Source organism: Gallaecimonas xiamenensis 3-C-1 (assembly GCF_000299915.1).
Classification (GTDB): Bacteria; Pseudomonadota; Gammaproteobacteria; order Enterobacterales; family Gallaecimonadaceae; genus Gallaecimonas; species Gallaecimonas xiamenensis.
Genome location: NZ_AMRI01000022.1, coordinates 75,572 through 82,704 on the forward strand (window position 1 = coordinate 75,572; position 7,133 = coordinate 82,704).

At 60.3% G+C, this 7,133-nt stretch carries 4 protein-coding genes; all 4 read right to left on the bottom strand.

Features of this window, described 5'->3' with window-relative positions; genetic code table 11:
- Position 1: 1 nt before the first annotated feature.
- The gene (locus B3C1_RS14670) at positions 2-1,252 is read right to left on the bottom strand and encodes a TolC family outer membrane protein (protein WP_272944686.1); all 1,251 of its coding nucleotides are present in this window, start codon (positions 1,250-1,252) and stop codon (positions 2-4) included.
- A gap of 100 nt (positions 1,253-1,352) precedes the next feature.
- Positions 1,353-2,711 (bottom strand): HlyD family type I secretion periplasmic adaptor subunit, encoded by a 1,359-nt coding sequence (locus B3C1_RS14675; RefSeq protein WP_008485778.1) that lies wholly within the window; start codon positions 2,709-2,711, stop codon positions 1,353-1,355.
- Positions 2,704-4,842, bottom strand: coding sequence for a type I secretion system permease/ATPase (locus tag B3C1_RS14680; protein WP_035482315.1), 2,139 nt, complete (start codon positions 4,840-4,842; stop codon positions 2,704-2,706). The genes B3C1_RS14675 and B3C1_RS14680 overlap by 8 nt, the downstream gene beginning before the upstream one ends.
- A gap of 12 nt (positions 4,843-4,854) precedes the next feature.
- The coding region (locus B3C1_RS14685) for a type I secretion C-terminal target domain-containing protein (protein ID WP_008485780.1) at positions 4,855-7,133 on the bottom strand (2,279 nt) is incomplete at its 5' end.

Genomic DNA, 7,133 nt, shown 5'->3' on the forward strand with positions numbered 1-7,133 from the left:
CTTACTCTTCACCATTCCAGATGGTTGGCCTTGTCACCCGCAATGAATCGAGCAGCAGTCCACCGGCATTGAGTACCCGGTAGCGGGCCAGGGTCTCGTCAAACTCGGCATTGAGGTAGTCACGCCGGGACTCAAACAGCTCGTTCTCGGTGTCCAGTAAGTCCAGCAGGGTGCGCTTGCCCAGGTTGAACTGCTTCTCATAGGCCACCTGGGTTTCCTTGCTGGCCTCGACATGGCGGCGAATATAGGATTTTTGCTGGCCCAGACTCTGCAAGGCATTCCAGGACAGGCGCATGCCTTCGGCTACTTCCCGCCAGGCCCTTTGTTGGATTTCCTTGGCTTCGCCGAGCTTGTAGGTGGTTTCCCTGACCCTGGCGGCATCACTGCCTCCTGCAAAGAGGTTGTAGCGAACCCTGACCATGGCGGTCAGGTCATTGTTATGTCCCTCAAAGCCATCCAGATCGTTACCGGCCGTTTGCTCGACTTCCAGGTAGAAGTGCGGGTAATAGTTGGACTTGGCACCCCGGCGCTCTGCCTGGGCGGCCTCGACGTCGTATTTGCTGGAGTTGAGGATAGGGTGGCGGGTCTTGGCCAACTCCAGGGCCTGATCCAGGTTGCCGGGCAGCATGTCGGCATCCGGTACCGGTATCACCAGGTTTTCGGGCCTGGCATTGACCTCGCGGATGTAATTGGCCACGGCGTCGTCGTAGTTGTTCTGGGCAGCCATGACGTTGGCCTGGGCCCTGGCCAAGCGGCCTGCTATCTGCGACAGGTCCGAACTCGAACCTATACCCGACTCGGTGCGCTGGCGAATGCCGTCAAAGATCCGCTGGTGGGATGCCAGGTTACGGTTGGCCAGTTCCAAGATGGATTTTTGCCTGATCACATCCAGGTAGACCTTGGACACCTTGAGCGCCGTATTTTCCGCCGCCGACAGCAGGGCGTATTGCTCGGCCTTGGCCTCGTTGTTGAGCCGGTCAACCTCGGACGACACCCTGAAGCCATCAAACAATAGCTGGCGCAGTGAAATAGCGGCTTCGCCCCTGTCCAACTCCTGGTGATGCTTACCGCCGGTTAAAGAGCGGCTGGATGGACTGTCGGTGTCTTCATAGCCGTAGCCAGCACTCAGGTCGACCTGGGGGTAATAGCCCCCCTTGGCCTGCCGAGACTGCTCTTGATAGGCTTTGAAGCGTGAGAATACGATACGCAGGTCCGGGTGGGACTCCAACGTATCGGCAACGGCTTGCTCCAATGAAGCAGCCGCCAACTGTCCTGACCAAGCAGTGGAAAGGACCGCAAGCGCGAACGACCATGTTCTGGCTTTCATACAACCCCCTCTTTCGATATATTTTTTATCTTTCGCGTAGCGCCCTTGTTTGCGCCCGCAAAATTGGCTTAAGCAAGTAATCGAGTACGGAACGTTCCCCAGTGATCACATCCACTTCTGTGAGCATGCCTGGGATAATGGGCAACTCCTTGGAACCACTGACAATGTAGGGGTTATCCGTTCTCACCCTTATCAAGTAATAGGCGTTGCCGTCGTCGTCGACCAGCGAGTCCGCGCTGATATGGTCCAACACGCCTTTCAGGCCACCGTAAATGGTGAAGTCATAGGCACTCAGCCTGACCACGGCCGGTTGTCCAGGCCTTAGAAAGGCGATATCCCTTGGACTGATCTTGGCTTCCACCAGCAACTGCCCTTCCAGGGGCACTATCTCCACCACCGGGGTGGCCGCCTGCACCACGGCACCGACAGTGTTGACATGCAGGGTCTTGACGGTGCCCCTTACCGGCGACACCAATTGGGTACGGGCCACCCTGTCTTCCAGGCCAGCCGTGGTTTCCTGTTGGGAGTTGAGTTCCAGTTCGGTGCGGCGCAGCTCTTCCTGTACCTGGGTGCGAAAGCTCAGGGCTGCGTCCCGGCGCTTGAAGACGGCTTCGTCCCGCGCAGCGATCACCTTGGGCCTGTTGGCTTTGGCCATGGCCAGTTCACCGCGCATGTCGTTGACCTGGCGCCGCAGCTTGAGCAACTCCACCTCGGATACCACCCCTTGGTCGGCCAGGGGCTCGGTCAGGTCCAGCTCCTTTACCGCCAGGGCCAGGCTTTGCTGCTGGTGGCTGATTTTGGCGTCCAGCTCGGATAGCTCCTGCTGGCGCTGGGTGATCTGTTCACTGAGAATGGCCACCTGATTGCGCAGGCTCTGCAAACGGTCCCGGTATTCCGCTTCCTGACGGGCCACCAGTTCGCCGTTGTCCCTGGCGAAATCACGTTCATAGGCAAGAGGAAGCTGCTGTAACGCCACCTGCTCCCGCCAATCACCGTCTTCCCGTAGCTGGACGCTTTTCAGCTCCGTTTCTAAGCGTACGGCGGCACTTTGCAGGCCAACCAGCTCACGGGTCTTCTGGCGATAATCCGACTGGAAACGCACATCATTGATGCGCAGCAGCGGCTGCCCGGCTTCCACCAGTTGCCCTTCTCGGACGAAAATAGCTTCCACCACACCGCCGTCGACGCTCTGCACCACCTGCAGTTGCTGGGACGGAATAACCTTGCCCTGCCCCCTGGCCACTTCATCCAGCTTGGACTGCATGGCCCAGATCATGAAACTGAGCATCAGCAGCGCCAATACCCACAGCAGTATCCTGTGGTAGCGCATCTGGGCCGACATCAGCTGGGTTTGGGTATCGAGGTGCCATTGACGATCATGCATGTCTGCCCCCTTGCTCTTTGAGCCAGGACAGGACCTGATCCTTGGGCCCGTCCACCACCAGGTGCCCGTTCTCCAGCACGATGAGCCGGTCTACCAACTCCAGCATGCTGTGCTTGTGGGTAACCAACAACAGGGTGCAGTCACGGCCCAGTTGACCGAGCTGGCGCAGCACCTTCTGTTCCGTTGCCGGGTCCAGGCTGGCTGTGGGTTCGTCCAGCAGCAAGACCTTGGGCTTGAGGACCAGGGCCCGGGCCAGGGCCACCAGGTGGCGCTGCCCCAGGGACAGCATCAGCCCGCCCTCACCAACACGGCGCGACAGGCCGCTCTGGTCCACATTGGTAAAGGCGCTGAGCCCGGCCCTTTCGGCGGCGTCCAGCACCTGGCTGTCGGGCACATGGCCCAAGCCAAAAACGATGTTGTCTCTGATGGTACCGGCCACCAGTCGCGCGTCCTGGGCCAGGTAACCAATGCCCCGGCGCAGGTCCATGGGGTGACGCTGGCGAATGTCGACGCCGTCCACCAACAGGTGGCCCTTATCAGGTTGGTAGAGCCCCAGCAGCAGCCGGGCCAGGGTGGTCTTGCCACAGCCAGTCCGCCCTATGATGCCGACCCGCTCGCCTGGCCTGATGGAAAGGCTAAGGTTATCCAGCGCCGGCAGGTCGCTGCCGGGATAGGTAAAGGACAGGCTGTCCAGTTGGAAGCTGCCCCTGGCAAGGGGTCTGTGCAGCCGCTCTGTGGCGTCACCGAACTCATCGGTTTCGGCCAGGGCTTCGTCTAGGGCTTTCATCCCCACTTTGGCCTGCTGGTAGCGGCCAATGAGGTTGGCCAGTTGGGCAAAGGGTCCTATGGTGCGGCTGGACAGCATTACCGCCGCCACTATGGCCCCCAGGCTAGACCCACCTTCGGCCAGGTTCAGCACCCCCATCACCACCACACCCACCATGGTCAGCTGCACCATCAGACTGGCCAGAGTGGCCAGTCGCTGTTGCAGGTCCCGCATGCGGTTTTGGACCTGGGACTGGGCTGCCACCAGTTGCTCCCAGCTTTGCTGGCAGCGGTGTTCGGCGCCGCAAGCCTTGATGTACTCGGGCATGGCCAGCATCTCTGCCAATTGCCCCTGGCGGATCCCCCCCAATTGGGCGTTGAGGCTGACCGCCTTGTGCAGGCTCCTGGCCAGGGCAAAGGCCCCCAGTATCAATACCAAGGCCGCCACCAGGGGCACCGCCACCAGGGCGCCGCTGATAACCCAGACCACCAGCAGGAACAGCAGGGCAAAGGGCAGGTCCACCGCCAAGGCTATGGTGCTCGACGAGATAAAGTCGCGAAGATAGTCAAAGTCTTGGAAGCGGCGCATGGCCATGCCCAGACTGCCGGCACGCTTGACCAGGGGCGTGCCAAGGCAACGCTCCATCAGCACCTGCGACAGTTGCTGCTCGGCCTGGCGACCGGCGAGATCCAGTAAACGGGTGCGGACAAGGCGCAAGGTAGTGTCGAAAACAAAGGCGATCAGGGCACCGGCGGCCAACACCCAGAGAGAGTCGAACGCCAGGTTGGGTACCACCCTGTCATAGACGTTCATGATGAAAAGAGGCACCACCAGGGCAAAGAAGTTGATCAACAAGGACGCTACAAGGGCATCGCTGTAGAGTCCTCTACGCTGCCAGAGGCTGCGCCAGAAAAGATGCTGCTCTTGGGGCTTGTGGCTTTGGGTTTGCCCCGGCTCCACCAGGGCAAAAAGAGTAAAACCGTAGCCCATATAGCGCCCTTCCAGTTCACCCAAGGGCGCCGTTTGTGTTTCGCGTTTGGGAAAACTGATCCAGGTACCCTGGCCCTGGTGGATGTCGGTCAAGACCAGGCATTCCTTGCTGTCCAGCAGCAGCACCAAGGGCAAAGGCTGCCTAGCCAGCTCGGCCAGAGGCAGGTTTCTAAGATGGGCTTCAAGGCCACCCCGGGAAGCGGCCCGGGGAAAGCTGTCTGTGGTCAGGCAGCCCTCTTCCAGGGGCAGGCCGGCCAGCAGGGCATTACCGGATAGGGCCTTGCCCTCCTTGGACAGCACCCATTGCAGGGCATCAAGCAGGGCGTCGGCCGTCTCTGCCTGGCTCACTGTCCATTGCGGTGCTCCTGCCCCCATGTCCTTCTCCCGTCACAGATAGACGTGCAGTTGACTGTCGCTTTCCATCCCATTGGGGGAAGGCGGTGGTGACACGTTGGTGCTGGTCACAGTGGCGGGATCCACCAGCAGAGAACCGCTTTGCAGCAGGCTTTGGATAATGTCCCCATCGCTGCCGATACTGCTGAGATCCACTCCCTGCAAGATGATGGTCTGGTCGGTACCACTACCATCCCCTTGAGCGTCAACCAAAATATGGGTGTCACCCCCTATCAGCTCAAAGGATAGATAGCTTTCCAGGCTGCCGCCTTCTTCGCCCACCAGCAGTTCGGCCAGGTCCAGGACATCTGTGCCTTGGCTAAAGTCGGTAATGGTATCGGTACCCGTTTCCCCCTGGCTCCAATGGAAGCTGTCAGCGCCCTGGCCACCGCTCAAAAGATCATTGCCAAGGCCGCCGGCCAGGATGTCGTTGCCATCGCCACCATAGAGCATGTCGTTACCCGCAGTGCCGTACAGGACATCGGCGTTATCACTACCATGAAGCTCATAACCACTGCCCTCACTGGTGGTGACATTGACCGAGAAGCCGCTGGAAGCCCCGTCGCCGTCACCGTCGACACCGGCCAGGTTGAAGTTCAATTGGTAGTCGTCTGGGTATTCGGTCACCACATAGTTGGCAGAGAGGCCATCGATCTTGAAGCTGACCGCACTGTCGTAGGGGCTTAGCTCTACGTAATCGACGGTGCGGCCGGTGTCGGTGCCGATAACCACGGCAAAATCGCTACCGATAGCTTCACTGACGGTCTGAGAGCTGCCGTCGGTGTAGTAGACGGTGTAGGTGACCATGTCGGTGGCCTTGGCACCACCGGTACCGGCGATGTCGATGGTCAGCTGGGACAAGGACGCGCCGGCCACTTGCTGCACCACATCAAAACGCAGCACATCTTGCTTGTTGCCGTGCATGACGTTGTCATTGACCCCAAGGTCGGTACTGGAAATGGTCAGGGTGGCCGGGTTGCCCTGGCTGGTACCGGTAACCACTATGTCGAAATAGCCCCCGAACTGGGTATCGTCAAAGGTGTAGGACGACAAGCCGGAGCCGCCAGAGATCCCGGACAGCAGGCTGCCAACAGGCACCTCCACTACCGGTTCCGGGGTCACCAGGTTGAAGTCGTAGGTGCCATCCTGGTTGATTTGGACGGTGAAGAAGACATCGGCGCCGTCATTAAAGACGCCGTTGAATACCAGGCTATTAGCAGTGGAGGCGCCGGCGTCAAAGACCAGCTCATAACCGTCGGGCGCATTGGTCCAGGCCAGGGAGTTGCCGTCGAAGCTGGCGGTAAAGGCCTGGGTGTCGGCTCCGATGTTGAAGTCGTAATGGCCCTGGTATTGGCCAGCCAGGTTGGCGATGGACAGGTTGTCTGCAGTCAGGCTGGGGCCGTCATCGAGGAAGCTGACGGTGAAGGTGGTGTCCGCCGGATCCCCTTCGTTGTCGGTGACCACCATGGTCACTTCCACGTCGATGGCGTCGTTGGGGTTGCTGCTGTCCGGGTGGTTCATCACCTGCAACTGGGTGACGGTATAGGTGCCGTCGTTGTTCACCACGATTTGCCAGTCGCCGTTGTCGGCGCTCAGGGTCTGGGTGGCGGCGTTCCAGGTAGCGCCAGCGGCGCTCAAGGTGACGGTGCCGGCACTGTCATTGCCGTAACTGGCGGTGAAGCTGCGGTTGACGCTGTCGAGACCACCGGTTTCATCCAGTACTGCATCTTGGGCGCTTAAGGTCGGGGTGGAGTCCGGGCCCAGTTGGATGGTCAAGGTGGCCTGATCGGTATCACCGTCACCGTCGGTGAGGGTGTAGTTGATGATGACGGTGCCTTCTTCGCCGGCGGCCGGGGTGTAGGTGACGGTACCATCGGCATTGAACTGCACGCTGCCAAGGCCGCTGCTGACCACCGCATCAGTGAGGGTGGCGCCGTCGGCACCCAGGGTGTCGTTGGCCAGCACGTTGTACAGCACCGGGGCGTCTTCTGCCCCTTGGCTGGTTTGGTCATCGACCGCTATAGGGCCATCGTCGAGGAAGCTGACCGTGAAGGTGGTGTCCGCCGGATCCCCTTCGTTGTCGGTGACCACCATGGTCACTTCCACGTCGATGGCGTCGTTGGGGTTGCTGCTGTCCGGGTGGCTCATCACCTGCAACTGGGTGACGGTATAGGTGCCGTCGTTGTTCACCACGATTTGCCAGTCGCCGTTGTCGGCGCTCAGGGTCTGGGTGGCGGCATTCCAGCTAGCACCGGCGGCGCTCAAGGTGACGG

Coding starts and splice junctions, on each gene's coding strand:
- B3C1_RS14675 (WP_008485778.1), bottom strand. CDS start 2,711: ATGCATGATCGTCAATGGCACCTCGATACCCAAACCCAGCTGATGTCG.
- B3C1_RS14680 (WP_035482315.1), bottom strand. CDS start 4,842: ATGGGGGCAGGAGCACCGCAATGGACAGTGAGCCAGGCAGAGACGGCC.